This window comes from Isoptericola variabilis 225 (assembly GCF_000215105.1).
In the GTDB taxonomy this organism is placed as follows: Bacteria; Actinomycetota; Actinomycetes; order Actinomycetales; family Cellulomonadaceae; genus Isoptericola; species Isoptericola variabilis_A.
On sequence record NC_015588.1, the window covers coordinates 2,987,228 to 3,011,274 of the forward strand.

A 24,047-nucleotide genomic window follows, 5' to 3' on the forward strand; every position below is an offset into this window, starting at 1 on the left:
TCGTCGTCGAGCATGCACGTGAACCGTCCCGGCTCGCTCGAGGAGTAGGAGAAGGTCACCTCCCGGTCGACGAGGTACGCACCGTCGGCCGGTCCGTCCGTGATGGTCGTGGTCGGCGGCTCGGTGTCCGGCAGGACGATCTCGAAGTCGGCGTCGTTGACGTCGTGCACCTGTGGCGGCGCCTGACGGACGTGTGACGGCGCGTCAGCGCCGCAACGCCCGGCGCGCCAGCGCGTTCCCGAGCAGCTGCACGAGCTGCACGATGGCGATGATGAGCACGACGACCGTCGCGGTGACGGCCCAGTCGTACTGCCGGTAGCCGTGGACGATCGCGAAGTCGCCGAGGCCGCCGGCGCCGAGGTAGCCGCCGATCGCCGACATGTCGAGCACGCCGACGAACAGGAACGTGTACCCGAGGATCAGCGGCGAGAGCGCCTCGGGGACCAGTACCGTGCGGACGATCCGCAGCGGCGACGCCCCCATCGCACGCGCGGCCTCGACCACGCCCGGGTCGATCGACACGAGGTTCTGCTCCACGAGCCGCGCGAAGACGAACGACGCCATGACGCACATCGCGAACGTGAACGCCTCGATGCCGATGGCCCGCCCGACGACGGCCCGCGTCAGCGGCCCGAGCGCCGCGAGGAAGATGATGAACGGCACGGGCCGGACGACGTTGACCGCGACGTTGAGCACGGCGAACACCAGGCGGTTCTCGAGCAGGTTGCCCGGCCGGGTGAGGTAGAGCCCGAGCCCCAGCGCGAGCCCGACGAACCCGCCCACCACCAGGGTGATGAGCACCATGTACGCGGTCTGGCCGGCCGCCTCCCACAGCAGCGGGCCGAGACGGTCCCAGCTCATCGCGAGCTCCTCTCGTCGTTCGTCGGGTCGTCGGTCGTCGGGTCGTCGTTCGCCGGTCGGTGCACGACGGCGGAGGGGTCGTCGTGCGGGTCGGCCGCGGTCCCGTGGTCGACGACGTCGGTCACGGCCCGCAGGCCGGCGAGCGCGCCGGCCACCGCGCCGTCGGGCCCCACGAGCTCGAGCGTGAGCGACCCGAAGGCGCGCTCCGCGACCTCGGTGATGCCGCCGTAGACGATCGTGCCGTCGACGCCGTGCTCGCGGAGGACGTGCGTGACCTGAGCCGAGGAGCCGGACACCTCGTCGACGCGGACGGTGACGATGCGGCCGGGGTGCCGCTCGCGCAGCCGGGCGAGCACCGCGGGCGACGGCCGGTCCTTGAGCGCCGAGGCGACGAACCGGCGCGTCACCGGGTGCCGCGGCGCGCTGAAGACCTGGTAGGCGTCGCCGAGCTCGACGACCTTCCCGTGCTCCATGACCGCGACGCGGTGGCAGATCGAGCGCACGACGTCCATCTCGTGCGTGATGACGACGACCGTGATGCCGAGCTCGCGGTTGACGCGACGCAGCAGCGCCAGGACGTCGGCCGTCGTCTCGGGGTCGAGCGCGGACGTCGCCTCGTCGGCCAGGAGGATCTTCGGGTTCGTGGCGAGCGCGCGGGCGATCCCCACGCGCTGCTTCTGCCCGCCCGAGAGCGCAGAGGGGTAGACGTCGGCCTTGTCGCCGATCCCGACGAAGTCGAGCAGCTCGCGCACGCGCTCGCGGCGGCGCTCGCGCGGCCAGCCCGCGACCTCGAGCGGGTACGCGACGTTGCCGGCGACCGTCCGCGACGAGAGCAGGTTGAACTGCTGGAAGATCATGCCGATCCCCGCGCGCACGGGCCGCAGGCGCGCCTCGCTCAGCCCGGTGAGGTCGGTGCCGTCGACGACGACCGACCCGGCGGTGGCAGTCTCGAGCGCGTTGATGAGCCGCACGAGCGTGGACTTGCCGGCGCCCGAGTAGCCGATGACGCCGAAGATCTCGCCGGCGTGCACGTCGAGCGTGACGCCGTCGACGGCCCGCACCTCGCGAGCGCCCCCGCGGCGCCGACCAGGGAAGACCTTGGTGGCGCCGCGGAAGCTGATGATCGGGGCCGTCATCAGCCCTGGGCCTGCAGGTTGGTCTCGATCTCCTCGAGGATCTCCTGCAGCTCCGCCGGGTCGTTGTTCTTGATGACGCCGGTGCCGCCCGACGCCTCGAGGACGCCGGCCTCGACCTCGGGGGTGTGGAAGATGTCGACGAGCTTGGCGACCGTCTCGTCGTCCGCGTCCTCGGCGCGCGCGACCCACACGTTGATGTACGGCTCGGCCGCGGCCGAGTCCGGGTCGTCCGAGAAGATCGCGTCGTCCGCGGTGAGGCCCGCGTCGCCGACGAAGTCGTTGTTGATGATCGAGGCGTCGACGTCCTGCAGCGCGAGCGCCGTCTGGGCCGCGTCGACCGGCGTGACGGTGACCTTCGACTCCTCGGCGATCACGTCGGCCGGCGTCGAGAACGAGTTGCCGCCGTCGCGCAGCGTGAGCAGGCCGGCCTCCTGGAGCACGAGGAGCGCGCGCGCCTGGTTGGTCTCGTCGTTGGGGATGGCGATCTCGCCACCCTCGGGGATCTCCTCGACCGAGCCGTGCTTCGCCGAGTACAGCGCGAGCGGGTAGACCGCCGTCGCGCCCACGGGCGTGAGGTCCGCGCCGCTGGCCACGTTGTAGCCCGCGAGGAACTGCAGGTGCTGGAACTGGTTGAGGTCGAGGTCGCCGTCCGACAGTCCCTGGTTGGGCAGCTGGTAGTCGGAGAAGTTGACGATCTCGACGGTGATGCCCTCCTCGGCCGCGGCCTCGGTGAACGTGGTCCAGTAGTCCTCGCCCGCGGAGACGACGCCGATGCGGATCGGGTCCTCGGCGGTGCCGGCCGACAGGCCGGCGGTCGCGCCGGCGTCGGCGCCGCAGCCCGCGAGCGCCAGGGTGCCGGCGGCCGCGAGGGCGGTGAGGGAGAAGAGCTTGCGAGACATGGGTGTCCTTCCGGGTGGACGACGGCGCGCACGGGTTCGCCGTGACACGGCCGTCGTGGAGGTGCTCGGGGGGCGGCGGGCCGCGGCCATCAGCGCGCGGCGGGCGCAGGTACGGGGGTGGCCCGGGCCGTCGGGAGGACGGCGGGCCGTGCGGCAGGTCAGGTGCCTGGGAGGGCCTGGGTCAGGCGCCGCACATTCGGTCCGCGGGCATCGCGGCACACCGCACGACGACGCCGGGTCGCGTGGTCGGGGCGGCTGCGGTCACGATGCGGGACATGCCCACAAGGTGAACACCCGGCGGAGGGATCCACCAACTCGGCCGGGGCCAAATCTCACTCTGCGGACGAAACGGTGTCCGCATCGTGGAGGAAGGTCGGGCGTCGTGCAGCAGGTCACATCCGCGCAGGTCTAGGCACGGTCGTCGCGCGTGCCCGCCGGCTCGGCGTCGCCCGCCTCCTGCGCCGGCTCGCGCCCGGGGACGTACACCGACGTCTCGGGCTCGGCGTGGCGCCGGCCCTGGACCACGAAGATGCCGACGCCCAGCAGGACGGCCGCGCCGGCCGTCCAGATGTTCGCCGGGACGCCGAGGGGCGCGGTGCTCGTCGGGTCGATCCGCAGCGCCTCGAGCCACGTACGGCCGAGGCCGTACCAGACGAGGTAGAGCGCGAACAGCCGCCCCCAGCGGAGCCCCGGCCCGGGGCTCAGGCCTGCCGCGACGCGGGCCGCCGCGCGCCGCACCGAACGGCGCTCGAGCACGAGCAGCACCGCCACCCCGGCGAGGTTCCACAGCATCTCGTAGAGGAACAGCGGGTGGAACAGCGTGCCGGCCGGCGTCCCGTCGGGGAACATCGCGGCGTCGGGCGAGATCTCCAGGCCCCACGGCAGCGTGGTCGGCGACCCGAAGAGCTCCTGGTTGAACCAGTTCCCGAGCCGGCCGATCGCCTGCGCGAGCAGCATGGCCGGCGCGAGCGCGTCGGCGAACGACCAGAAGCGCAGGCCGGCGATACGGCAGGCGACGAGGACGCCGAGCGCGCCGCCGATCAGGGAGCCGAAGATCGCGATCCCGCCCTCCCAGATCCGCACCCACTCCCAGGGGTCCGAGCCGGGGCCGGTGTAGTCGCCCAGGTGGGTGAGCACGTGGTAGATCCGCGCGACGACGATGCCGCACGGCACGGCCCACATGACGACGTCGAGCGTCACGTCCCCCACGGCGCCGCGCGCCCGCAGGCGTCGGTGCGTGAGCACGGTCGCCGCGGCGATGCCGGCCAGGAGGCACAGCGCGTAGGTCTGGATGGTGATCGGGCCCAGGGCGATCTGGGACCACACCGGGTCAGGACTGGGGATGCTGCCCGGAAGCATGGGCCCACCGTACCGACAAAAGAAAGGACCCCCCGCACACCCACCAGAGCTCACCTACCCTTGCTGCCTTCCGGCCCTGGGGGAGTTCGGCGAGATGATGCCGCACGAGGGGTCTGCTCCCTACCCTAACCGAGACCCCGGCCCGCCCCGAAACCGGGCGGCGTCGGCGGCCCGCCGGCGAGACCACCGTCACCCCGGGGCGATTCGGAGCCAGCGGTCCCGGTCCGGTATCCTGCTGGGGCTGCCCGCGTCCCGACGCAGGTGGCGCCACCAGGAGGATTCGCCTAGCGGCCTATGGCGCACGCTTGGAAAGCGTGTTGGGTTCACGCCCTCGGGGGTTCGAATCCCCCATCCTCCGCCGGTCACGAAGGGCCCGCACCGTCTGGGTGCGGGCCCTTCGTCGTTCTCGCTCTTCTCCGCGAGGTCGTACCTCGGCGACAGGTCAGCCGCGGCGCAGGCCGCGGATCGCGGCGGCGGCCAGCAGGCCGAGCGCGACGCCGGCGGCGAGCGCACGCCCGTCGGGCACGGAGGGCCGGATGGGATGCCAGGTGCTGCGCCCGTGGGCGATCTCGACGTAGCCGAGCGGGCGCACGTGGGCGCCGCCGCCTCCTCCCCCGCCGTCGCCGCCCTCGGTGGCCCCGGCGCCCGGGCCGGCCTGCGCGGTGGTGCCGTCGGCGGACTTCCACCCGCCCCCGGCGCCGCCGCCGAACCCCAGGGCGGCCCGGGCGACCGGCACGATCGTCACGTCGCCGTGCGTGATCGGCTCGCCGTAGACGGCACGCACGCTCGCGTGCCCGCCCAGCGCCGCGGCGATCCGCTCGACGAGAGCCACAGCCCGGGTGGGCTCGCCGTCCGGGGCGGGCGCGCCGGGCACGCCGCGCGGTGCCGACCCATCGCCTCGTGCGCGCGACGTCGCCTCGTCGGGGCTCACGACATCGGACATGGTTTCCTCCTAAGGTGTTGGTCAGCCTCGACCGCAGCACGAGCTCGACGAGGGTGAGCGTGGTCGACGTCGACGCGGTGGCCGACGGCAGTCTTCACGAGACGAGCATCGTCCGGTCGACGACGGCGCACCCGCAGGCGCACCGGCCGGGCCCGCCGTCGTGCACCACCCATCACCGAAAGGCACGTCCCCCCATGGCCTCGTTCGCCATCGGCCCCGAGGACTTCCTCCTCGACGGGCGCTCGCTGCAGATCGTCAGCGGGGCGCTGCACTACTTCCGCGTGCACCCCGACCAGTGGGCCGACCGCATCCGTAAGGCGCGGCTGCTCGGCCTCAACACCGTCGAGACGTACGTGGCGTGGAACGTCCACTCGCCCGAGCGCGGCGTCTTCGACACCTCGGGACGCCGGGACCTGGCCCGGTTCCTCGACCTCGTCGCGGCCGAGGGCCTCCACGCGATCGTCCGGCCCGGCCCGTACATCTGCGCGGAGTGGACCGGCGGCGGTCTGCCGGCGTGGCTGTTCGCGGACCCGGAGGTCGGCGTGCGACGCGCGGAGCCGCGGTTCCTCGAGGCGATCGGCGAGTACTACGCGGCGCTGCTGCCCATCGTCGCGGAGCGCCAGGTGACACGCGGCGGGCCGGTGCTCATGGTCCAGGTCGAGAACGAGTACGGCGCGTACGGCGACGACCCGCCGGTCGAGCGCGAGCGCTACCTGCGTGCGCTCGCCGACATGATCCGGGCGCAGGGCATCGACGTCCCGCTCTTCACGAGCGACCAGGCCAACGATCACCACCTGTCGCGCGGGAGCCTGCCCGAGCTGCTCACGACGGCGAACTTCGGCTCGCGCGCGACCGAACGGCTCGCGATCCTGCGCAAGCACCAGCCCACGGGCCCGCTCATGTGCATGGAGTTCTGGGACGGCTGGTTCGACAGCGCGGGCCTGCACCACCACACGACGCCGCCCGAGGCCAACGCCCGCGATCTCGACGACCTGCTCGCGGCAGGCGCGTCGGTCAACCTCTACATGCTCCACGGCGGCACGAACTTCGGGCTCACCTCGGGCGCGAACGACAAGGGCGTGTACCGGCCGATCACCACGTCGTACGACTACGACGCCCCGCTGTCCGAGCACGGCGCCCCGACGGCGAAGTACGTCGCGATGCGCGAGGTCATCTCCCGCCACGCGCCCGTGCCGGACGAGGTGCCGGGTCCCGCGCCCGCCGCGCCCACGGGCACCGTGCGGCTCGACCGTCGGCTCGCGCTGTCCGACGTCGCGGGGATGCTCGGGACGGAGCGCTCGTTCGACCGCGCGCCCACGCACGACGACGTCGGCGCGTGGGACGGCTTCGTGCTCTACCGCACCCGGGTCACCGAGGACGACGCCGTGCTCGTGGTCGGCGAGGTGCGCGACCGCGCGCTCGTCGCGCTCGACGGCGAGCCCGTCGGCGTGCTCGACCGGGCGACCCACACGGTCGCGGTGCCGCTGCCGCGCCGCGCGGGCGAGCTCACGCTGCTCGTCGAGGACCAGGGCCGCGTCAACTACGGCCCGCGCATCGGCGAGCCCAAGGGGCTGATCGGGCCGGTGCGCACCGCGACGCGCGAGCTCACCGGCTGGCAGGTGCGGCCGCTGCGGTTCGACGACGGCGACCTGCTCGACGCGCGCGTCGCGGACGCGCTGCGGTCGGCCCCGCCCGTGCGGGGCGACGGTGCGGACGACGTCGACGGCGCTCCGTTCGCCGGGCCGGTGCTCGCCCACGGCACGTTCGACAGCACCGGGGGCGCCGACCACTTCCTGCGGCTCGACGGGTGGACCAAGGGCCTGGTGTGGGTCAACGGCTTCTGCCTCGGCCGGCACCGGAGCGCCGGACCCGCCCGGACGCTCTACGTGCCGGGGCCGCTCGTGCGCGACCAGGGCAACGAGGTCGTGGTGCTCGAGCTGCACGCCGCGGCGCGCGGCGTCGTCGAGCTCGTCCCCGAGCCCGACCTGGGCCACACCGAGGAGTAGCCCCGCCTGCTTCCTACTCCGCGGGCGGGTTCGCCAGCGCGATCAGCTCGTCCGCCTGCTCGACGAACCACTGCCCCGCGGGCGGCGCGACCATGCCGCGCTCGGGGTCCTCGGGGCCGCCCGTGCCACGGAAGCACTGGCCGTCGGACTCGCCGGGCACCTTGATCCACAGGAACCCGTCGACGAGCTCCTCGCCCGTGTCGAGCGTCGGGCGCAGCCCCAGGCCGCGGTCCGGCGGGTTGCACCACGCCTCGGCGTCCGGGTACGTGTTCGCCGACGTCGCCGGGTCCCACGGCCCGAGCCCGTTGCGCGACGTGTCGACGACGAAGGTCGTCGTGGGCTCGACGTCGCCGAGCTGCGCGGCGTACCGGGAGTCGACGCCGATCGTGTTCCGCTCGAGCGGCACCTCCGACAGCGGCCCGGACGCCCACTCGGCGTACGGGTCCATGCCGGTGCCCTGCCAGTCGGTGGCGGGGCCGCCGTTCCAGTACTGGTTCCCGCAGTCCCCCACGCCGGCGTCGAGCTGCGTGACGAGCGCGATGCACGACGAGATCCACCGGCCGTACGCGACGGAGTTGGCCGTGTACTGGTAGTTCGACGCGTTGAGGAAGAACCCGGTCGCGCGCTCGACGCCGGCCTTGAGCAGGCGGTCGGTGATGTCGCCGACGTTGAGCCACGCGGGGTGGGTGCCGTCGAGGTAGACCTCGGTACCCGGCAGCGAGCCGAGGGTGTCGACCGCGTAGCGCAGCATCTCAAACCGGTCGGCCGCGGCGGTCTCGGGGTCGGCCTCGGCGGGCTTGCACCACTCGGAGACGCCCTCGACGGTCGTGTACCAGGGGATGATGCCGAGGCCGTCCGGCTCGAGGATCACCATCGCCTGCTTGTTGCCGATGCCCTTCGCGAACCCGTCGATCCAGGCCTTGTACTCCTCGACGCTCGTCGCGCCGCCCGCCGAGTACTGCGCGCAGTCGCGGAACGGCAGGTTGTAGGCCACGAGCACGGGGATCTCGCCGTCGGCGTGCGCGTGGACGACGACGTCCTTGACTTCCTGCTTGACGCTCGTCGGCGTCCCGGCGGTGAACCACGTGGCGGTCGGGAACTGCGCGAGGTACAGGGCGTCGTCGCTGGCGTCCCCCGTGAGGCCGAGGTTCTCGACGTGCTCGTGGTACGTGCTGTCGGGGTTGACCCAGAGCTGGGGGTCCGACGGCGGCGGCGGGGCGGCGAGGGCGGGAGCCGCCCCGGCGAGCCCGACCGACGCGACGGCGGCGACGGCGAGCGCCGCCGTCCGGGTGCTGCGCGCACGGTGGTGCATGAGATCTCCTTTGATCCGGATGTCTGGTGCGGGGTCCGTCCATCGATTCGATTCGAGGCGTCGTGGAAGCGCTCCCACGACGCCGCCCCACCAGATTCCCCTGTGAGTCGTCTCACGTCAAGACGGGGCGGCCCGCGAGCCGCCGGCTCCTGGCGAAGTCGTGGGGAGATCGTGATGACATCATGACCGCCCGGCGGGCCAACCTGGCCCTGCCGCCGGGGTTCGGCCCTACGATGAGACGCATGATCTTCAAGGCCGTGGGGGACGGCCGCCCCTACCCCGAGCACGGGTACGTCTCCACCAAGGACTGGGTCGACGTACCGCCGCGCCAGGTCCGGCTCGACGAGCTCGTCACGACCAAGCGCACGCTCGACCTGGACCACCTGCTCGCCGAGGACTCGACGTTCTACGGCGACCTCTTCGCGCACGTGGTGGAGTACCGGGGCACCCTCTACCTCGAGGACGGGCTGCACCGCGCGGTGCGTGCCGCGCTGCAGCAGCGGCCGGTCCTGCACGCCCGCGTGCTCACGGTGCGGTGACCCGCCCCGCCCCCACGATGTCGGGTAGTTTCTTCGCGTGACATCTCCAGCCCACGACCCGGTCCGCGTCGAGCTCCGCCGGCGCGAGCGCGAGCGCCAGGCCGTCGTCTTCGGGCTCCTCATCGCGGTGCTCGCGGTCAGCGGGCTGGGTGCGCTCGCGCTCTACACGGGCGCGATCGAGTCGCCGTTCGACCAGCCGATCAGGACGCCCGGCACCGAGGCGGCCCCCGCCGGGCCCGTGCCGTGCCTGCCCGCCGTCGAGGGCCAGCCGGACGGGGCGCTGCCCGTCGCGTACTCCGACGTCGAGGTGCGCGTCATCAACGCGTCCACGACCTCGGGCCTCGCGGGTGCCCACGCCGAGGTCCTGCGAGACCGGGGCTTCAACGTCGTGCTCACAGGCGACCTCGACCACCTGCTCACGCACTCCGAGCTGCGCTTCGGGACGTCGGGCATCGTCGCCGCGTACACGCTCGCGGCGCAGTTGTCCGACGTCCGCATGGTCCTGGACGACCGCCAGGACGCCGTCGTCGACCTCCTCGTGGGCGAGGAGTACGAACGTCCCGTGCCCGAGGAGGAGGTCGCGCTGCGGGCCGACGAGCCGCTGCAGAACGCCCCGGGGTGCGTGCAGGTCGAGGAGATCACGCCGGTCGCGCAGGAGTACGCCGTCGGCCAGGAGCCGACGGAGGAGGCCGCCGAGGAAGGCTGACGGCGGCCCCCTGCCTGACCACAGGCCCCTGCCGGGCCGCGCTCAGTCCCGCCGCTCGGGCGCGGCCGGCACCGAGGCCGGCGACGCCGGCTCCTGCGACGTCCCGCGCCACCGCGCGATCGCCCGCATGCCGTGGTGGACGACGAGCGCCGAGGCCGTTCCGAGCGCGATGCCCTCGAAGACCAGGTCGCCCGCCGCCCACGTGTAGTTGGCGATGCCGACGATGAGCGGCACCGCGGCCGTGGTGAGGTTGACCGGGTCGGAGAAGTCGACACGGTTCTGGACCCAGATGCGGGCGCCGAGGATGCCGATCATGCCGTAGAGCAGCGTCGTGACGCCGCCGAGCACGCCCGGCGGGATGGTGTTGATGACGGCGCCGACCTTGGGCGACATGGACAGCACGAGCGCGCCGCCCGCCGCGACCCAGTACGCGGCGGTGGAGTACACGCGGGTCGCTGCCATGACGCCGATGTTCTCGGCGTACGTCGTCGTGCCCGAGCCGCCGCCGACGCCCGCGAGGGTCGTCGCGACGCCGTCGCCGAGCAGCGCGCGGCCCATCACGCCGTCGAGGTTCTGGCCGGTCATCGCGGCCACCGACTTCACGTGGCCGACGTTCTCGGCGACGAGCACGAGCACGACCGGCACGAAGAGCCCGAGGACCGCCGGGTCGAACGACGGCGCCACGAACTCGGGGAAGCCGACCCACGACGCGGTGCGCACGCCCGAGAAGTCGACCTCGCCACGCACGACGGCGAACACGTACCCGACGACGACGCCGAGCAGGATCGCGAGGCGCCCCAGAATGCCGCGGAACAGGACCGAGATCGCGATGATCGCCAGGAGGGTGACCAGCGCCGTGACCGGCGCCTGCTCGAAGTTGCTCCACGCGACAGGCGCGAGGTTGAGCCCGATGAGCGCGACGATGACGCCCGTCACGACCGGCGGCATGACGACGTCGATCCAGCGGGCGCCCGCGAAGTGCACGAGCACGCCGACCGCGGCGAGCAGCAGGCCCACCACGAGCACGCCGCCGACCGCCACCGACTGCCCGCCCGACGCCGTGGCGGCACCGATCGGCGCGATGAACGCGAAGCTCGAGCCCAGGTAGCTCGGCAGGCGGTTGCCCGTGATGAGCAGGAAGCCCACCGTGCCGATCGCCGAGAAGAACAGCGTCGTCGAGGGCGGGAAGCCGGTGATGACCGGCACGAGGAACGTCGCGCCGAACATCGCGACGACGTGCTGCAGACCGATACCGACGGTGCGCGGCCAGGTCAGCCGCTCGCCGGGCGCGACCGCCTCTCCGGGTGCGACGCGCCGCCCATCGCCGTGCAGGGTCCAGCCGAGGCTCATGATTCTCCGATCGTCGAGGGCCGACGGACGTGAAGGTCCGGTGAATGCCAGCGCACACCTTAGCGGCGCCGTGTTTCGACGACGGTCCTCTCGCCCGCGGCCCTCGCGCCGGGGTCAGAGCTGCGGCGCCACCTCGCGCGCGACGAGGTCCAGGTGGTCGAGGTCCTGCAGGTCGAGCACCTGGAGGTACACGCGCTGGACGCCCTGGTCGCGCAGCGACGCGAGGCGGTCGACCGCCTCGGAGACGGTGCCCGCGATGCCGTGCTCGCGCAGCTCGGCTGGCTCGCGCCCGATGGCCGCGGCGCGGCGCGTGAACTCGGCCTCGTCCTTCCCGACGGCGAGCACGAGCGCGACCGACTGGGTCAGCGACTCGGGCGAGCGGCCGGCGTCGGCCAGCGCCTTGTTGATGACGTCGATGCGCGGGCCGATCGCGTCGATCTCGGGGAACGCCTGGTTGTACTCGTCGGCGAAGCGGGCCGCGAGCGCCGGGGTGCGCCGGGGACCGCCGCCGCCGACGATGACCGGGATCTTGGCCTGGGCCGGCTTGGGCAGCGCCGGGGAGTCGGTGAGCGTGTAGTGCTCACCCGAGAACGAGAAGGTCTCGCCGACGGGCGTGCTCCACAGGCCCGTGACGATCGCGAGCTGCTCCTCGAGGAGGCCGAAGCGCTTGGCCGGGAACGGGATGCCGTACGCGGTGTGCTCGGCCTTGAACCAGCCCGCGCCGAGGCCGAGCTCGACGCGCCCGCCGGACATCTGGTCGACCTGGGCGACCTGGATCGCGAGCACGCCCGGGTAGCGGAAGGTCGCGGACGACACGAGCGTGCCGAGGCGCACGGTCGAGGTCTCGCGTGCCAGGCCGGCGAGCGTGGTCCACGCGTCGGTCGGGCCGGGCAGCCCGTCTCCGCCCATCGTGAGGTAGTGGTCGGAGCGGAAGAACGCGCTGAAGCCGAGCTTCTCGGTCGCCTGGGCGACGGCGAGCAGGGTGTCGTAGGAGGCGCCCTGCTGGGGCTCGGTGAAGATGCGCAGGTCGAGGGTCATCGCGGGCCTTCCGTGCGTCAGCTGAAGTCGGGGCGCTCGGTGCGTGAGCGCTTGATCTCGAAGAAGTGCGGGTACGACGCGAGCGCGACCGCGCCGTCGAACACGCGCAGCGCGTCCTCGCCGCGCGGGATGCGCGTGAGCACGGGGCCGAAGAACGCGACGCCGTCGACGTGCAGGGTCGGCGTGCCGACCTCCTCGCCGACGGGCGCCATGCCGGCCTCGTGCGACTCGGCGAGCGCGGCGTCGTAGCGGTCCGACGTCGCGGCGTCGGCGAGCTCGGCCGGCAGGCCGGCCTCGGCGAGCGCGGCGCGCGCGACGGCGTCGAGGTCCTTCTCCTGCTCGACGTGGATACGCGTGCCGGCGGCGGTGTAGAACGCCGAGAAGGCGTCGGGCCCGTGCTCGGTCTGCACCGCGGCGGCCACGCGGCCGATGCCGCGCGAGGCCTCGATCCGCGCGCGGTAGTCCGCGGGGATGTCCTTGTCGCGGTTGAGCAGGTAGAGGCTCATGAGGCGGAACGTGAGCCGCACGTCGCGCTGCCGTGCGACCTCGAGCGCCCACCGCGAGGTGATCCACGCGAAGGGGCAGGTCGGGTCGACGTAGACGTCGACGACCGGGACGGTGCCGGCGGGTCCGCCGCTCGACGGAGTCTCGGCCGGGGCGGTGCGCTGGGCGACGTCGGTGGTGGTCACGTGTCGCCACGATACCCGGGGCAGCGGAACCGCTTCTAGGCGGGGTCCGGGACGCGCCTGCGGCACGCGCGACCGATAGGCTCGACGGCGTGCGCAGCGTGCGGTGGTCCAGCGTCGGGACGGTCGTCGGCGCGACCGTGATCGCGCTCCTCATGCTCGTCCTGGTCGTGCGCGGCCGGGTGTGGGCGTGGATCCCGCTCGCGATCGCGGCCGGCGTGGCCGTGCGCGAGGTGCGGTTCCTGCAGCGGTCCGGGCGGGCGTCCGAGGTGGGGTTCGACGAACGCCGCCGCGGTCGCGCGGAGTAGCCTCCCTGCCATGACCGCCGTCCGGACGCACACCCACGCCCAGGCCGTCGACGCCGCGATCGAGCTCTTCTCGCGCAAGGGCTACGAGCAGACGACCGTCGAGGAGATCGCCGACGCCGCGCAGGTCAGCCGTGCGACCTTCTTCCGGCGCTTCCGCTCGAAGGAGGACGTGATCTTCGCCGACCACGAGCTCCTGCTCGAGGAGGTCGTGGTCATGCTCGCCGAGACGCGTCCCGAGGCGCGCGCGAGCGAGGAGGCCGCCCGCGCGTCGGAGCGGGCGTGGGACCCGGCGGTCGACCCCTACCTCGAGGTCTGCCGGGCCGCGCGGCTCGTGTTCGACCACCACGTCGGCCAGCGCGAGACGTCGCTCGCCCGCCACAAGCTGCTGCAGCAGGTCCCGGCACTGCGCGACCGCGAGCTCGTGACGACGCACCGCTACGAGCGCGCGTTCACCGCCTACCTGCGCGACACCCTCCCGCCCGACCGCAACATGACGACGATGTCGATCGCGTTCGCGGCGGCGGTCGTCGCGGTCCACAACGCGATCCTGCGCCGGTGGCTGCGCAACCCCCACCTCGACCTGCGGCCCGAGCTCGAGGAGGCGTTCGCGGACCTGCGCCGCGTCGCGACCGCGCCTCTGCCCCGCTCCGACTCCGCCTCCGACCGGCTCGCGTCCCCCTCCGCGGCCCCCGAGCGTCTCGCCGACCCGGCACGGCCCGCGACCGGCGCCACGGCGTCGGTGCGCACGGCCGGCACCGACGGCAGGCGCGTCGTCGTCGCCGTGCTCGAGCCGGGTGCCGGGCCCGACGACGTCGCACGCGCGGTGCGGGACGCGCTCGCCTGACGCACGTCCCGCCGTCGGGCACGTGCGACCTGCGCGGAATGGCCCTGTGGCATCCTGTGTTGCAGCAAGCAGCGTGCCGGCGACCGCCGGCACCGACACGCACACACGTGCTCCGGGGTCGGTGAGAGTCCGAACCGGCGGTGACAGCCCGCGACCCGCGGTCCTCCTCGGAGGGGCGCGGTTGACCTGGTGGAACTCCAGGGCCGACGGTGAAAGTCCGGATGGGAGGCAGCACGTGCGGCGCCCGCTCAGGCGGGTGCCGCCGGTCGTCGTGTCGCCGTCGCGGGACGGTTCCGTCCCGGCCCGACGGCGCGGCGCGTCGACCCGTCCACCCCGGTGACCGCGTGACGACCGGGAGTGGGACTGCATGGACGTGATCGAGTGGCTCTTCGGCGCCACCTTCCACATCGGTGACCAGCAGCTGCTGTGGCGCGAGGTCATCGGCAACGTGTTCGGGCTCGCCTCCGCGCTGGGCGGCATGCGCCGCAAGGTGTGGGCGTGGCCCGTCGGCATCGTCGGCAACGTGCTGCTGTTCACGGTGTTCGTCGGCTCGCTGTTCGGCGGCTCGCCGCTGCCCGACATGCTCGGCCAGGCCGGCCGGCAGGTCATGTTCATCGCCGTGTCGATCTACGGCTGGGTCCGCTGGAACGAGACCCGCAAGGCCGACCTCGAGCTGCGCGCCGACGGCAAGGTCCCGGCCTCGGGCGGCGCCGCCGTCCACCCGCACTGGGCCACGTGGTGGCAGCGTCTCGGTCTCGTCGCCGCGATGGGCCTCGGCACGCTCGCGCTGACGCCGGTGTTCCGGGCGCTCGGCTCCTACGAGCCGGTGTGGGCCGACGCGTGGATCTTCATGGGCTCGCTCCTCGCGACGTACGGCATGGCCAAGGGCTGGGTCGAGTTCTGGCTCGTCTGGGTCGCGGTCGACGTCGTCGGGGTGCCGCTCCTGCTGTCCGCGGGCTACTGGGCCAGCGCCGCCATGTACCTGTTCTACGGCGTGTTCACGCTCGTCGGCTTCGTCGTGTGGTGGCGCGTCCACCGGCGCGAGCAGGCCGAGGCCGAGCCCGCGGGCGCGGCGCGGGCCTGACCCGGGGCGGGCCTGTCGGCTCCGGCTTCCGCGCCCAGGCGTTCCTGCGCGTGTGCGCGGCACTGCCGGCGTGGTTCGACGTCGTCGGCGTCGCGGCACGCAACGCCGACGCGCGCGCCGGGCTCGCGGCGTCGGGCCTGCTCGGCCGCGTGACCGACGCGCACGTGAACCCGTTCCGCCCGGCACGGCTGCCCGACGACGAGCTGTCGATCGCGGCGATGCTCGCCCGCACTGCCGCCCACGTGCGCGACGGCGCGGCCGCTGACCCCTCAGCGTTGTGAGCACCCCTCAGCGCTGTGAGCGGTCAGTCGTCGATGTCGAGCACGGTCTCGGGAGCGGCGGGCCGCGCGCGCAGGCGCGGGTCGCGCAGGACGGCGTCGACGAGCTCGGGCGTCCCGGCCACGACCGCCTCGCGCGAGTACTCGGGGATGCTGAGGAACCAGGACCGGTCGTCGGGCCACACGAGCGACGGCGGGTCGGGCCAGTGCCGCAGCGCCGTCACCGCGCGGAGCGGCCCGGTCCACAGGTGGTAGGAGCGGTGCGGGTGCTCGAGCGTGCGCGACGCCGGCCGCTCGACGCGCTGCGCGGCGAGCCGGTCCTCTGCCCTGGCCTGCGCCGAGGCGCGCGCCGCGCGGGCGCGCAGGCGTCCAGCGACGTCCCACCACGCCACGCGCTCGTCGGAGAGGACGAACGCCGCCATGCCGGGCGCGCGCCGCGGGTCGACGCCGTGGTCGTAGAGCCAGCCCCAGCCCTCCCACAGCGCGCAGTGGACGGGCTGGTCGCCGGTGGCGCCGTCGAGCACGTCGAGCAGCGGGTCGAGCGCGGTCATCGCCTCGGACGGGTCGTACGGCTCGTCGTCCTCGATCGCGACCACGGCGTGCGCCGCGTACCCGCGCGGGACGGTCGCGGCGACCGTCGGGCCGAACTCCCCGAGCAGCGGGCGGATCCACGCGCCCGCAGCCGGGTCGGCGTCCCAGGTGGCGCCGGCGCGGGCGAGGGCGTCGCTCATGGCCGCGAACCTACGCCACGCGCCCGGGCGCGGCGACCGCCCGCGCCGACCCGCGCGACGACCGTCAGGCGAAGGCCGAGAAGCCCGTGACGTCGCGCCCGACGATGAGCGCCTGCATCGACTCGGTGCCCTCGTAGGTGTGCAGCGCCTCGATGTCGGCGAAGTGCCGCGCGACCCGGTTCTCGAGCAGGATGCCGTTGCCGCCCATCATGTCGCGGGCGATGGCCGCGATCTCGCGCGCCTGCCGCGTGCACGTGTACTTCGCGAGCGAGGCCTGCTCGCCGGTGAGCGTGCCGGCGTCCGCGAGGCGCGTCGTCCGCGCGACGAGCAGCTGCATCTGCGTCAGGAGCGAGAGCATGCGCGTGAGCCGCTCCTGCACCATCTGCTTGGCCGCGAGCGGGCGGCCGAACTGGATGCGCTGCTTCGCGTACGCGAGCGCGGCCTCGTAGCAGGCGGTCGCGTGCCCGACGGCGGACCACGCGACCGTGAGCCGGGTCGCGAAGAGCACGGCCGCGGTCGCGGCGAACGACGTGGCGCCGGGCAGCGCGGCGTCGGTGGGGACGAACACGTCGTCGAGCACGATGTGCGCCTGCCAGATGGCGCGCAGTGCGACCTTGCCCTCGATCGTGGTCGCGCGGTAGCCCGGGGCGTCCTGCGGCACGACGAACCCGTGGACCTGGCCGTCGCCGTCGTCGCCGACGAGGCGCGCCCAGACGATCGCGATGTCGCCGCACGAGCCGAAGCCGATCCACTTCTTCTCGCCGGTGATGACGTAGCCCTCGACGCCGTCGCGGACTGTGCGGCGCGCCGTCGTCTCGAGCGAGACCGAGTCGGAGCCGTGGGTGGGCTCCGTGAGGGCGAACGCGCCGAGGATCTCCCCGCGCGCCATCGGCTCGGCGTACCGCTCGACCTGTTCGGGGGAGCCGTGCATGACGATCGACCGCAGCGCGAGCCCGCCCTGGACGCCGCAGATCGTCGCGACCGACCCGTCGCCGCGCGACATCTCCATGCTCGCGAGACCCTCGCCCATGAACGAGATCCTCGGGCGGCCCGGGACGTCGACGCCGTCGCGCAGGAAGTCGAGCTCGGCGAGGCGCTTGACCAGGTCGAACGGGACCTCCGCCCGCTCCCAGTACCCGTCGATGACCGGCAGGACCTCGTCCTGGACGAACGCGCGCACGGCGAGCTGGTGCTCGCGCTCCTCGGGTGTCACGTCGGCGAACGCGCCGACGTAGTCGGCGTCCGACGGCTGCGCGACGTCGTAGTCCGGGGCGGTGACGCCGGGCATCACCGGGGCGTTGCGGGTCATCGGCGACCTCTTTCTCGAGGACCTGGACGGGTGCGGCCGCGTCGCCGCCGAGGCTGGTGGCGAGCGGCGACGCGGGCCTGTCTCCATCCTCGCCGCGACCGCGTCTCACGTCAAGCGATACTCCGTATCAGGACGGTGGCGACGTAGCGCTCCGCGCGGCGACGTAGCGCGCCGACGTAGCGCGCCTCGCGCCACACTGGCCCCATGCCGACGACGAGCGCAGGCCTCCTCCCGTACCGCCGGACGCCGGCTGGCGGGCTCGAGGTTCTGCTCGGCCACATGGGCGGGCCGTTCTGGGCGCGCAAGGACGCCGGCGCGTGGACCGTCCTCAAGGGCGAGCTCGATCCCGGCGAGGATCCGCACGCCGCGGCGCTGCGCGAGGCGAGCGAGGAGCTCGGGATCGACCTGCCGCCGTCGTCGGGGCCTGACCTCGACCTCGGCGAGGTGCGCCAGAAGTCGGGCAAGCGCGTGCTCGCGTGGGCGCGGGAGTGGCCGCAGCCCGGGCCGGACCTCGAGCGGATCAGCAGCAACCTCGTCGAGGTCGAGTGGCCGCCGCGGTCAGGCCGCCGGATCGAGGTCCCGGAGATCGACCGTGTCGCGTGGTTCGTGCCCGACGACGCGCGGCGCGTCGTCGTGAGCGCGCAGGCCGCGTTCGTCGACCGTCTCGAGGCCGCGCTCGCGCGGTGAGTGCCGCGCTACGTCGCGCGAGAACGCGCTACCTCGGCGAGTCCAGCGCTACCTCGACAAACGGAGCGCTACTTCGGCGAGTCCAGCGCTACTTCGGCGAGTCGAGCGCTACCTCGGCGAGTTCGGCGCTACCTCGGCGGGGGTTCACCCGGCGAACGTCAGCCACAGCAGCGCGACGTTGAGCGTCACGATGACAGCGGCGACCGCCCACGCCGCGAGCTGCGTGCCGAGCGCGTTGCGGTGCTCGCCCAGCAGCCGCGCGTCGCGGGTGACGCGGACGAGCGGGATCATCGCGAACGGGATGCCGAAGCTGAGCACCACCTGGCTCAGCACGAGAAGCCACGTGGGTGACAGGTCGGTCGCGAGCAGCAGCACGGCGGGCACGAGGGTCACGAGCCGGCGGGTCAGCAGCGACACGCGCACGCGCAGCAGGCCGGCCATGATCTCGGCGCCCGCGTAGGCACCCACCGAGGTCGAGGCGAGGCCCGAGGTGAGCAGCCCGATCCCGAAGAGCACGGCCACGACGGGCCCGAGCGACGTCGAGATCGCGGCGTGCGCGCCCTCGATCGTGTCGGTCCCGGCGCGGCCGGGGAGGTTGGCGGCCGCGAGCAGGAGCATCGCGATGTTGACGCCGCCCGCGATGACGAGCGCGAGCACGACGTCGAGCCGGGTCGCGGCGAGCAGCCGGTGCGTCGAGGCCGACCCCTCGGGCCCGCCCACCAGGCCCTGCCGCTCGCGCTCGCGACGGTCGAAGCGCACGCGGTCGCGCGCGAGCGAGGAGTGCAGGTAGATCGCGTGCGGCATGACGGTCGCGCCGAGCATCGACGCGGCGAGCAGCACCGAGTCGGGGCCGGCGAGCCGCGGTACGAGCCCGCCGAGGACCGCGCCCGTGTCGGGCGGCGCGAAGAGCAGGCCCGCGCAGAACCCGATCGTGATGATGCCGAGCATCGACGTGATGACGGTCTCGAAGACCCGCTGCCCGCGCCGCTGCTGGATGACGAGCACCGCCATCGACACCACGCCGGTGATGAGCCCGCCGAGCACGAGCGGGACCCCGAACAGCAGGTGCAGCGCGATGGCCCCGCCGATGACCTCGGCGAGGTCGGTCGCCATCGCCACGACCTCGGCCTGCCCCCAGTACGCGAGCCGGGCGCCGCGCGGCATGCGGTCGGCGAGCACCTCGGGCAGCGACCGCCCGGTGACGACGCCGAGCTTGGCCGACAGGTACTGGACGAGCACGGCCATGACGTTCGCCAGGACCAGCACCCACACGAGCAGGTAGCCGAACTCGGCACCGGCCGTGAGGTTGGCGGCCACGTTGCCAGGGTCGACGTAGGCGATCGCCGCGACGAACGCGGGTCCGAGCAGGGCGACCAGCCGCGTACGGCGCAGCGTCGGGACGCGAGGTCGGCTCACAGGTCCTCCAGGCAGGTTTCGGGTACCCGAAACCCTAGACGGGGACGCCCGGATCCGCCAGGTCCCGGCCGGTGTCTGACACCATGTGGCGCGTGCCGACGTCGAACCGCTCCCGCCTCGGGGCCCTCCTGTCCTCCGGCTGGCTGCTCGCCGTCGGCTTCGTCGCCGTGCACGCGTGGGTGATCGCGGCCGCGATCCGCTGGGGCTACACGATCTACGGCGACGTCACGCTCTACGAGTGGTGGGCCCGCCACGGCCTGCAGACCGGTCAGTGGCCCGTGCTCGACTACGACTGGGTCTACCCCGCGCTCGCGCTCGTGCCCGTGGTGCTGCCCGCGCTGCTGTCGGCCGACGTGCTCGGGTACGAGATCGTGTGGACGGCGATGGTCGTGCTGCTCGACGCCGCGGCCACCGTCGTGCTCGCGCGCTCGACCCGTCGCGGCACGCTCGCGGCGTGGTGGTGGCTCGCGTTCCTCGTCGCGCTCGGCCCGATCTTCGTGGGGCGGCTCGACGGCGTCGTCGCGCCGCTCATCCTCGTCGCGCTCGTCGTCGCGACGACGCGCCCCCGGCTCGCGGTCGCGGTCGCGACCGTGGGGGCGTGGATCAAGATCGCGCCCGGCGCCGTCGTCGTCGCGCTCGCCGCGACGCGGCGCTCGGTGCGCGAGCTCGTCGACCACGTCGTGGTCCCGGGCGCGGTCGTCAGCGCCGCCGTCGTCGGGCTCGCGCTGCTGGGCGGGGCGGGGACGCGCGCGCTCAGCGTGTTCGGCCAGCAGGACTCGCGCACGCTCCAGGCCGAGTCGGTCGCGGCCACCTGGTTCAGCGTGCTGCGCCTCGCGGACCCGACCGTGCGCATCGACTACAACGACGTCATCTACACCTACGAGGTCCAGGGCGCCGCGGCCCGTCAGGTCGCCGACGCGCTCGACTGGCTGCTGCCCCTGGCCGTCCTCGCGATCGGCGCGGTCACCTGGTGGTCGGCCCGGCGGCGCCCCGACCACGTGCCCGACGTCGTGCTGCTCGGCGCCGCCGCGCTCCTCCTCGCGCTCATCGTGTTCAACAAGGTCGGCTCGCCGCAGTTCGTCGCGTGGATCGGCCCGCCGCTCGCCGCCGCGATCGCGCTCGCCGGGCCGAGCACGCGGCGGTTCTGGTGGCCGCCGGCCGTCGGCGTCCTGCTCACCGCGCTCGCGACGCAGGTGATCTACCCCGTCGCGTACGGGCCGTTCCTCGGCGGGGAGCCCTGGATCGTCGTCGTCGCCGCCCTGCGCAACCTCGCGCTCGTCGTGCTGCTCGTCGGGGCGGTCTGGCGCATCGCCCAGCTCGGCCTGCGCGCGTCCGCGCCGCACGCGGTCGCCGCGTCGAGCGGCACCTGACGCCCGGTTTCGCCGGGTTCCGGGGAGACGTTCGCCCGCCGTTCGCCGACGCTTCCGCGACACGACGCCGCACGACCGCCCGCACGTCACCCGCGGCCGGTTGCCTGCGGAACGTGCGGGTAGCGATCGTCGCAGAGTCCTTCCTGCCGCAGGTCAACGGGGTCACGAACTCCGTCCTGCGGGTCCTCGAGCACCTCCGGGCCCGGGGCGACGAGGCCATGGTCCTCGCGCCGGACGCCGACGAGGGCGTCGTGCCGCCGTTCGTCCACGGCGCGCCCGTCGTCGAGCTCGGCTCGGTCGGGCTGCCGGGCTACCCCGACGTGCGGGTCGTCGTCGGGCAGAAGGCGCGGATCGAGCGCACGCTCGCCGCGTACGGGCCCGACGTCGTGCACCTCGCCTCGCCGTTCATGCTCGGCTGGCGTGCGATGCAGGCCGCCGAGGCGCTCGACCTGCCGACCGTCGCCGTCTACCAGACGGAGGTGCCCGGCTACGCGGCCCGCTACGGCGTCCGGCACCTCGAGACGTTCCTGTGGCGCCGCGTCCGCAACCTGCACGAGCGCGCCACCCTGACCCTCGCGCCCTCGACGGCGACGATCGCGCACCTGAGCGCCCGCGGCATCCCGCGGCTGCGGCTGTGGGGCCGGGGCGTCGACACGACGACGTTCCGCCCGTCGGCGCGCGACGAGACCTGGCGCACGCGCGTCGGCGCGGGCCGTCCCCTGCTCGTCGGGTACGTGGGACGGCTCGCGGCCGAGAAGCAGGTCGAGGCGCTCGCGGCGCTCGCCGACCTGCCCGACGTGCGCCTCGTCGTCGTCGGCGACGGACCCGAGCGCGCCGCGCTCACCCACCTCCTGCCCGACGCGCACTTCACCGGCATGCTGCGCGGCCCCGAGCTGGCGCGCGCGATGGCGAGCCTCGACGTCTTCGTCCACCCCGGCGAGCTCGAGACGTTCGGTCAGACGCTCCAGGAGGCCCACGCGAGCGGCGTCCCGGTCGTCGCGCCCGCGGCCGGCGGGCCGCTCGACATCGTGCAGCACTCGCACACGGGCTGGCTCTACCCGCCGGGCGACCACGCGGCGATGCGCGCCCACGTCGTGGACCTGCTCGGCGACGACCGCAAGCGCCGTGCGTTCGGCGCCGCGGCCCGGGCGAGCGCGGCCCGGCGCACGTGGACCGACGTCTGCTCGGAGCTCGTCGGCCACTACGAGGACGCGATCCGGCAGCGGGCGGTCGTGTGATGCGGATCGTCCACGTCGCGAACTTCTACGGTCCGCGGTCGGGCGGGATCCGCACCGCGATGCACGCGATCGCGCGCGAGTACGTCGCGCGCGGTCACGAGCCCGTGCTCGTGGTGCCCGACGCCGGGGCGACGACGGCGGTCACGGGCGGCGTGCGGGTCGTGACCGTGCCCGCTCCGCTCGTCCCGGGCATCGGCGGCTACCGCGTCGTGACGCGCCCCGGTGCGGTGCGCCGGCTGCTCGACGAGCTCGAGCCCGACCGCCTCGAGGTCAGCGACCGCACCACCCTGGTCGGCACGGGCGACTGGGCCCGCGCCGCGGGCGTGCCGTCGCTGCTCATGCTGCACGAGCGGGTCGACGGGCTGCTGCGCGCGTTCTGGCCCGGCGCCGGCAAGGGCGCCCGCCCGCGCGGCGGGACGGGCGTGGTCGGCTCGGCCGTGGCCCCCGTCGTGGCGGACCGGTGGAACGCCGCCACGTTCCGCCGCTTCGACCGGCTCGTCGCCACGACCGGCTTCGCCGCCGCGGAGGCCTCGCGGCTGGGCGAGCGCCTCGCCGGCTCCGTCGGCAGCGGGGTGCCCGGCGCGGTCCCGCCCCTGCACCGCGTGCCGCTGGGCGTCGACCTCGACCTCTTCTCCCCCGCGCGGCACGACGCCGGCACGCGCGCCGGGCTCGCCCCTCCAGGCACGGCGGTGGTCCTCGTCGTGAGCCGGCTGTCCGGCGAGAAGCGGGTCGACCTCGCGATCGACGCGGTGGCGCGGGTCGTGCGCGACGGCCGCCCCGCGCGGCTCGTCGTCGCGGGCGGCGGGCCGCAGCTCACGCGGCTGCGGGCGCGCGCCGAGCGGCACGGACTCGACCACCGCTTCCTCGGCTTCGTGCCCGACCGCACGCGGCTCGCGACGCTCCTCGCGTGCGCCGACGTCGTCGTCGCGCCCGGGCCGATCGAGACGTTCGGCCTCGCGGCGCTCGAGGCGCTGGCGTCGGGGACGCCGGTGGTGTGCAGCGCGACGAGCGCGCTGCCCGAGGTGGTCGGCGGCGCCGGCGCGGTCGGCGCACCCGACCCGCACGCGCTCGCCCTCGCCGTGCACGACGTGCTCGACCGGCCCGCCGCCGCACGGCGCGAGGCCGCCCGGGAGCGCGCCGAGCTGTTCCCGTGGTCCGCCACGGGCGAGGCGATGCTCCGGATCCACGGGGCGCCGTCGGGCGTCCCGGCCGGCGTGGGGGGTACGCGATGACGAGCACCGTCGTCGCGCTCGGCGACTCGATCTCGGCCGGCGTGGGCGACGCCGTCGGGCCCGGGTGCGCGCACGGCCCGGGGTGGGCCGCCCACCTGGCGACGCTGCTCGGAGCGGACGCGTTCCACAACCTCGCGCGCAACGGGGCCCGGGCGCGCGACGTCGTCGACGCCCAGCTGCCGGCGGCGCTCACGCTGCGGCCGCGGATCGCGACGCTCGTCGTCGGCGGCAACGACGCGCTGCGCAGCGACTTCTCGGCCGCGTCGGTCGGGCGCGACCTCGTCACCACCGCGGGGGCGCTGTGCGACGCCGGGGCGACCGTCGTGCTCGGCACGCTGCCGCCCATCGGGCTGTTCGAGCTCGCGCCCGCCCCCGTGCGCCGGGTCATGCGGGCGCGGGTCGAGGCCGTCAACGCCGCGGTGCGGCACGCGGCGGCGTCCGTGGGGTCCGGCGCCGTGGTGGTCGACGTCGCGACCGCCGCCCGGGCCGCGGGCGGCCGCGCGTGGCACGTCGACCGCGTGCATCCCTCGCCGCACGGCCACCGGGCGCTGGCGCTCGCCGCCTTCTCCCACCTGAGCGAGCTGTCAGGCTCACGCCGCGGTATACCGGGGCCTGGGCCTGACAACTCGCTGGCGTCGCTGATCGAGGCGCCGCCCGCGCCGCCGGCCGTCGGCGCGCAGCTCGCGTGGCTCGTGCTCGCGGGCATCCCGTGGGC

The 24,047-nt window shown here is 74.2% G+C and carries 23 protein-coding genes, 1 tRNA gene, 1 other RNA gene, 1 pseudogene and 1 riboswitch; of the genes and pseudogenes, 13 read left to right on the forward strand and 13 right to left on the reverse strand.

What is annotated here, in order from left to right:
- Positions 1 to 204: 204 nt before the first annotated feature.
- From ISOVA_RS13765 to ffs, 5 genes are all read right to left on the reverse strand, one after another.
- Positions 205 to 861, reverse strand: coding sequence for a methionine ABC transporter permease (locus tag ISOVA_RS13765; RefSeq protein ID WP_013839824.1), 657 nt, complete (start codon positions 859 to 861; stop codon positions 205 to 207).
- Positions 858 to 1,997 (reverse strand): methionine ABC transporter ATP-binding protein, encoded by a 1,140-nt coding sequence (locus ISOVA_RS13770; RefSeq protein WP_013839825.1) that lies wholly within the window; start codon positions 1,995 to 1,997, stop codon positions 858 to 860. The genes ISOVA_RS13765 and ISOVA_RS13770 overlap by 4 nt, the downstream gene beginning before the upstream one ends.
- Positions 1,997 to 2,896, reverse strand: a complete 900-nt coding sequence (locus tag ISOVA_RS13775) for a MetQ/NlpA family ABC transporter substrate-binding protein (protein ID WP_013839826.1) — start codon at positions 2,894 to 2,896, stop codon at positions 1,997 to 1,999. Before ISOVA_RS13775 ends, ISOVA_RS13770 begins: the two co-directional genes overlap by 1 nt.
- Before the next feature lie 408 nt (positions 2,897 to 3,304).
- Positions 3,305 to 4,255, reverse strand: a complete 951-nt coding sequence (lgt, locus tag ISOVA_RS13780; RefSeq protein ID WP_013839827.1) for a prolipoprotein diacylglyceryl transferase — start codon at positions 4,253 to 4,255, stop codon at positions 3,305 to 3,307.
- A gap of 20 nt (positions 4,256 to 4,275) precedes the next feature.
- Positions 4,276 to 4,372, reverse strand: an RNA gene (gene ffs / locus ISOVA_RS15785) — signal recognition particle sRNA small type.
- A gap of 156 nt (positions 4,373 to 4,528) precedes the next feature.
- Here ffs and ISOVA_RS13785 point away from each other — a divergent pair.
- A tRNA-Ser gene (locus ISOVA_RS13785) sits at positions 4,529 to 4,613 on the forward strand.
- 84 nt (positions 4,614 to 4,697) lie between these two features.
- Here the strand turns inward: ISOVA_RS13785 and ISOVA_RS15705 are convergent.
- Positions 4,698 to 5,198, reverse strand: a complete 501-nt coding sequence (locus tag ISOVA_RS15705; RefSeq protein WP_013839828.1) for a spore germination protein GerW family protein — start codon at positions 5,196 to 5,198, stop codon at positions 4,698 to 4,700.
- Between the two features lie 194 nt (positions 5,199 to 5,392).
- On the opposite strand from ISOVA_RS15705, the gene ISOVA_RS13795 reads away from it, so the two are divergent.
- Positions 5,393 to 7,204, forward strand: coding sequence for a glycoside hydrolase family 35 protein (locus ISOVA_RS13795; protein ID WP_013839829.1), 1,812 nt, complete (start codon positions 5,393 to 5,395; stop codon positions 7,202 to 7,204).
- A 13-nt stretch (positions 7,205 to 7,217) separates the two neighbouring features.
- Here the strand turns inward: ISOVA_RS13795 and ISOVA_RS13800 are convergent, their stop codons facing one another.
- Positions 7,218 to 8,516, reverse strand: a complete 1,299-nt coding sequence (locus ISOVA_RS13800; RefSeq protein WP_013839830.1) for a glycoside hydrolase family 6 protein — start codon at positions 8,514 to 8,516, stop codon at positions 7,218 to 7,220.
- A gap of 242 nt (positions 8,517 to 8,758) precedes the next feature.
- Here ISOVA_RS13800 and ISOVA_RS13805 point away from each other — a divergent pair, with 242 nt between their 5' ends.
- Both ISOVA_RS13805 and ISOVA_RS13810 read left to right on the forward strand, forming a co-directional pair.
- Positions 8,759 to 9,055, forward strand: coding sequence for a type II toxin-antitoxin system VapB family antitoxin (locus tag ISOVA_RS13805; protein WP_041294902.1), 297 nt, complete (start codon positions 8,759 to 8,761; stop codon positions 9,053 to 9,055).
- A 37-nt stretch (positions 9,056 to 9,092) separates the two neighbouring features.
- Positions 9,093 to 9,761: a LytR C-terminal domain-containing protein gene (locus tag ISOVA_RS13810; protein WP_013839832.1), complete on the forward strand. Its 669-nt coding sequence runs from the start codon at positions 9,093 to 9,095 to the stop codon at positions 9,759 to 9,761.
- 42 nt (positions 9,762 to 9,803) lie between these two features.
- Here the strand turns inward: ISOVA_RS13810 and ISOVA_RS13815 are convergent, their stop codons facing one another.
- The 3 genes from ISOVA_RS13815 to ISOVA_RS13825 form a co-directional block, all read right to left on the reverse strand.
- Positions 9,804 to 11,111, reverse strand: a complete 1,308-nt coding sequence (locus ISOVA_RS13815) for a uracil-xanthine permease family protein (protein WP_013839833.1) — start codon at positions 11,109 to 11,111, stop codon at positions 9,804 to 9,806.
- Positions 11,112 to 11,225: 114 nt separating this feature from the next.
- Complete coding sequence (locus ISOVA_RS13820) at positions 11,226 to 12,149, reverse strand: LLM class F420-dependent oxidoreductase (protein WP_013839834.1); 924 nt, start codon at positions 12,147 to 12,149, stop codon at positions 11,226 to 11,228.
- A 17-nt stretch (positions 12,150 to 12,166) separates the two neighbouring features.
- Positions 12,167 to 12,838 carry a mycothiol-dependent nitroreductase Rv2466c family protein gene (locus tag ISOVA_RS13825; protein ID WP_013839835.1) on the reverse strand — a complete coding sequence of 224 codons (672 nt, stop codon included), beginning with the start codon at positions 12,836 to 12,838 and terminating at the stop codon, positions 12,167 to 12,169.
- Positions 12,839 to 12,927: 89 nt separating this feature from the next.
- Between ISOVA_RS13825 and ISOVA_RS13830 the strand changes: the two genes are divergently transcribed.
- The 4 genes from ISOVA_RS13830 to ISOVA_RS13845 all read left to right on the forward strand — a co-directional run bounded on the left by ISOVA_RS13830 (position 12,928) and on the right by ISOVA_RS13845 (position 15,352).
- Positions 12,928 to 13,143, forward strand: coding sequence for a hypothetical protein (locus tag ISOVA_RS13830; RefSeq protein WP_013839836.1), 216 nt, complete (start codon positions 12,928 to 12,930; stop codon positions 13,141 to 13,143).
- A gap of 10 nt (positions 13,144 to 13,153) precedes the next feature.
- Positions 13,154 to 13,987, forward strand: a complete 834-nt coding sequence (locus ISOVA_RS13835; RefSeq protein WP_013839837.1) for a TetR/AcrR family transcriptional regulator — start codon at positions 13,154 to 13,156, stop codon at positions 13,985 to 13,987.
- Positions 13,988 to 14,090: 103 nt separating this feature from the next.
- Positions 14,091 to 14,226, forward strand: a riboswitch (FMN riboswitch).
- Between the two features lie 128 nt (positions 14,227 to 14,354).
- A complete protein-coding gene (gene pnuC, locus ISOVA_RS13840) occupies positions 14,355 to 15,071 on the forward strand; it encodes a nicotinamide riboside transporter PnuC (protein ID WP_013839838.1) in 717 nt (238 codons plus the stop codon).
- A gap of 50 nt (positions 15,072 to 15,121) precedes the next feature.
- Positions 15,122 to 15,352 (forward strand): hypothetical protein, encoded by a 231-nt coding sequence (locus tag ISOVA_RS13845; protein WP_041294903.1) that lies wholly within the window; start codon positions 15,122 to 15,124, stop codon positions 15,350 to 15,352.
- Positions 15,353 to 15,375: 23 nt separating this feature from the next.
- Here the strand turns inward: ISOVA_RS13845 and ISOVA_RS15710 are convergent, their stop codons facing one another.
- Together ISOVA_RS15710 and ISOVA_RS13855 are read right to left on the reverse strand one after the other, a co-directional pair.
- Positions 15,376 to 16,080, reverse strand: coding sequence for a hypothetical protein (locus ISOVA_RS15710; RefSeq protein WP_013839839.1), 705 nt, complete (start codon positions 16,078 to 16,080; stop codon positions 15,376 to 15,378).
- Between the two features lie 64 nt (positions 16,081 to 16,144).
- Positions 16,145 to 17,389, reverse strand: a complete 1,245-nt coding sequence (locus tag ISOVA_RS13855) for an acyl-CoA dehydrogenase family protein (protein WP_013839840.1) — start codon at positions 17,387 to 17,389, stop codon at positions 16,145 to 16,147.
- A 204-nt stretch (positions 17,390 to 17,593) separates the two neighbouring features.
- Here ISOVA_RS13855 and ISOVA_RS13860 point away from each other — a divergent pair, with 204 nt between their 5' ends.
- Positions 17,594 to 18,076, forward strand: coding sequence for an NUDIX hydrolase (locus tag ISOVA_RS13860; RefSeq protein WP_013839841.1), 483 nt, complete (start codon positions 17,594 to 17,596; stop codon positions 18,074 to 18,076).
- Between the two features lie 144 nt (positions 18,077 to 18,220).
- Here the strand turns inward: ISOVA_RS13860 and ISOVA_RS13865 are convergent, their stop codons facing one another.
- A complete protein-coding gene (locus ISOVA_RS13865) occupies positions 18,221 to 19,492 on the reverse strand; it encodes an Nramp family divalent metal transporter (protein ID WP_013839842.1) in 1,272 nt (423 codons plus the stop codon).
- Between the two features lie 71 nt (positions 19,493 to 19,563).
- On the opposite strand from ISOVA_RS13865, the gene ISOVA_RS13870 reads away from it, so the two are divergent.
- The 4 genes and pseudogenes from ISOVA_RS13870 to ISOVA_RS17710 form a co-directional block, all read left to right on the forward strand.
- A complete protein-coding gene (locus ISOVA_RS13870; RefSeq protein ID WP_233275910.1) occupies positions 19,564 to 20,862 on the forward strand; it encodes a glycosyltransferase 87 family protein in 1,299 nt (432 codons plus the stop codon).
- 113 nt (positions 20,863 to 20,975) lie between these two features.
- Positions 20,976 to 22,100 (forward strand): glycosyltransferase family 4 protein, encoded by a 1,125-nt coding sequence (locus tag ISOVA_RS13875; RefSeq protein WP_013839844.1) that lies wholly within the window; start codon positions 20,976 to 20,978, stop codon positions 22,098 to 22,100.
- Complete coding sequence (locus ISOVA_RS13880; protein ID WP_013839845.1) at positions 22,100 to 23,332, forward strand: glycosyltransferase; 1,233 nt, start codon at positions 22,100 to 22,102, stop codon at positions 23,330 to 23,332. Before ISOVA_RS13875 ends, ISOVA_RS13880 begins: the two co-directional genes overlap by 1 nt.
- Positions 23,329 to 23,877: pseudogene (locus ISOVA_RS17710) on the forward strand (SGNH/GDSL hydrolase family protein); the annotation flags it as partial. The gene ISOVA_RS13880 and the pseudogene ISOVA_RS17710, both read left to right, overlap by 4 nt.
- Between the last annotated feature and the right edge of the window lie 170 nt (positions 23,878 to 24,047).